Raw genomic sequence first — 2685 nt, forward strand, 5'->3', positions numbered from 1 at the left:
CGGCAAGCTGGTGGGCCGCGAAGAACTTCTCAAGGAGGTGTGCGTACGCCGGTCCCCACACCTCCTTGAGAAGTTCTTCGCGGCCCACCAGCTTGCCGCGGTTTCGAGCCAAGACCTCCAGCATTCCCCACTCGGTCGGCGTCAAATGAATCTCGGCACCGTTTTTGATCACTTTTTTGGCAGCCAAATCGACTGTGAAAGAAGAAGTTTCAATAACCGGCTGATCTGTCTCGGTTGACGCGGCGTTGCGACGCACCGCGGCGCGTAGCCGGGCGAGAAACTCGTCCATACCAAACGGCTTGGTCACGTAGTCGTCGGCGCCGGCGTCGAGGGCTTCAACCTTGTCCGACGAATCGGTGCGCGCCGAGAGCACGATGACCGGTGCGTTGAGCCAGCCGCGCAGCCCGGCCAATACCTCGATGCCGGAGATATCCGGCAGCCCCAGATCGAGGATCACGACATCCGGGCGATGTTCGGCCGCGGCCCGTAACGCACCGGCGCCGCTGGCGGCGGTAGTCACTTCGTAGCCGCGCACCGACAGGTTGATCCGCAACGCCCGCAGGATGTGCGGCTCGTCGTCGATGACCAGCACCCTAGTCATTGGCGCCGCTCCCGATCCCGTCGCGCTGGATCTCGTCTTCTTGCGGCGCAGCGAGATCCACTACGACCGTCAATCCGCCACCCGGTGTGTCCGTGGCTTGGATTGTGCCGCCCATGGCTTCCACGAATCCGCGGGCCACCGACAGTCCCAAACCCGCACCGGTGGTGTTGTCGTGGTCTCCCAACCGCTGGAACGCCTCGAAGATCTGGTCCTCGGTGCCGCGCGGAATCCCGCGACCTTCGTCAATGACATTGATCAGCACGCGATCACCCACTTGGCCCGCGTTGACGCGCACCACACAGTTGGGTGCGTAGCGCAGCGCATTGTCGATGAGGTTGGCCAAAACTCGTTCCAGTAGCCCGGCGTCGGCCATCGCCACCGCGCCGTCGACGTCGACCTTGACGCGGTCGATGCCGGGTCGGAAAAAGCCGGTGGCGCCCTTGCCGATGCTGACCAGTGCGCGTTGCACCGTCTCCTCGAGATAGACCCGATGCAGCTCAGGGCGAATCGCGCCGGCCGCCAACCGGGACGAGTCGAGCAGATTGCCCACCAACGCGGTCAGCTGGTCGATCGATTCCTCGATGGTCGTGAGCAATTCGGCGGTGTCCTCGGCGGAGAAGTCGACATCCTGGGCCCGCAGGCTCGACACCGCGACCTTGGCCGCTGCCAGGGGTGTGCGCAGATCATGGCTGACCGCCGACAGCAACGAGCGGCGCAGTTTGTCGGCCTGGCCAATCGCCTCGGCCCGGCTGGCCTCCTGGGCAAGCTCACGCTGTTTGATCAGACCCGCGGCCTGCTTGGCCACCGCGCTCAGCACCCGGCGGTCCCGTGCGGCGAGCTTCTTGCCTGCCAATAGCATCCAGAACTCGTCGTCGCCGACCTCGATCGCGGTATCGGCGGAATCGACTGTGGTGCATGGGTCTTTGCCGACTGCTGCCACGACGTACCGACTGCCGTCGCCGCGCTCGCGAAGCACGCTGACCGCCCGCTGCGAATAGGTCTCGCGCACCCGCTCGAGCAGTGTCTCCAGGTCCGCGCCGCGCAGCACCGATCCCGCGAACAGCGTCAACAGCTCCGCCTCCTGCGATGCCCGCCCTGCTTCACGGGCGCGTTTGGCCGCGCCGTCGACAAGAACCGCCACCGCCACGGCCATCACCAGCAGCACCAGCTCGGTGACCGCGGCGTCGGGCTCGGCGATGGTGAAGCTATGTATCGGAGGGGTCAGGTAGTAGTTGAGCAGCAGACCGGACAGCACCGCCGAAAGAGCCGCCGGGGCAACACCTCCCAGTAAGGCAACCACCAGCACTCCGACGAAGAACAGCGCGCTTTCGCCGCTCGTCGTCAAAAACCGGTCTAGCCAGGCGACCGTCACCGTGCAGATGACAGTCGGGACGATCACGGCCGCCAGCCACGATGCGGCGCGGCGTTCGCGCGGCGAAATCGACGCCGTCCGAAAGCCCCGCTTGGATTCCTCGTGAGTGACGATGTGCACGTCGATCTTGCCGGACCGCTGCACCACCGCCGCGCCGATGCCTTCGTCAAAAATGCGGGCCCATCGAGAGCGGCGTGAGGTGCCGATCACCAGCTGGGTGGCGTTCATCTCGCGGGCGAAATCCAATAGCGCTGTGGGCACGTCATCGCCGACCACGGTGTGCAGCGACGCATCGAGGCTGGCGGCCAGTTCCCGGATCTTTCCCATCCGCGACGCTGATAGACCCGAAAGGCCGTCGCCGCGCAGGACATGCACCACCATCAGCTCGGCGCTGGCTTTCGAGGCGATCCGGGATGCTCGGCGCACCAACGTTTCTGATTCGGGGCCGCCCGTGACGGCCACCACGACGCGCTCGCGGGCCTCCCAGGTGTCGGTGATCCTCTTGTCGGCGCGATATTTGGCCAGCGCGGCGTCGACCTGATCGGCCAGCCACAGCAGTGCCAGTTCCCGAAGCGCGGTGAGGTTCCCGCTGCGGAAGTAGTTGGACAGTGCCGCGTCGATCTTTTCCGGTGCATAGACGTTGCCGTGGGATAGCCTGCGCCGCAGGGCCTCTGGCGTAATGTCGATGAGTTCGATCTGGGAAGCCTGGCGT

At 65.4% G+C, this 2685-nt stretch carries 2 protein-coding genes; both read right to left on the minus strand.

Features of this window, described 5'->3' with window-relative positions:
• Nucleotides 1–601 (minus strand): response regulator transcription factor (locus tag VFA16_RS13880; protein ID WP_324968375.1); only part of this gene is annotated, 601 nt, incomplete at its 3' end.
• On the minus strand, nucleotides 594–2685 hold a 2092-nt coding region (locus VFA16_RS13885; protein ID WP_324968376.1), incomplete at its 5' end, for an ATP-binding protein. The genes VFA16_RS13885 and VFA16_RS13880, both read right to left, overlap by 8 nt.

The organism is Mycobacterium sp., assembly GCF_035653355.1.
In the GTDB taxonomy this organism is placed as follows: Bacteria; Actinomycetota; Actinomycetes; order Mycobacteriales; family Mycobacteriaceae; genus Mycobacterium.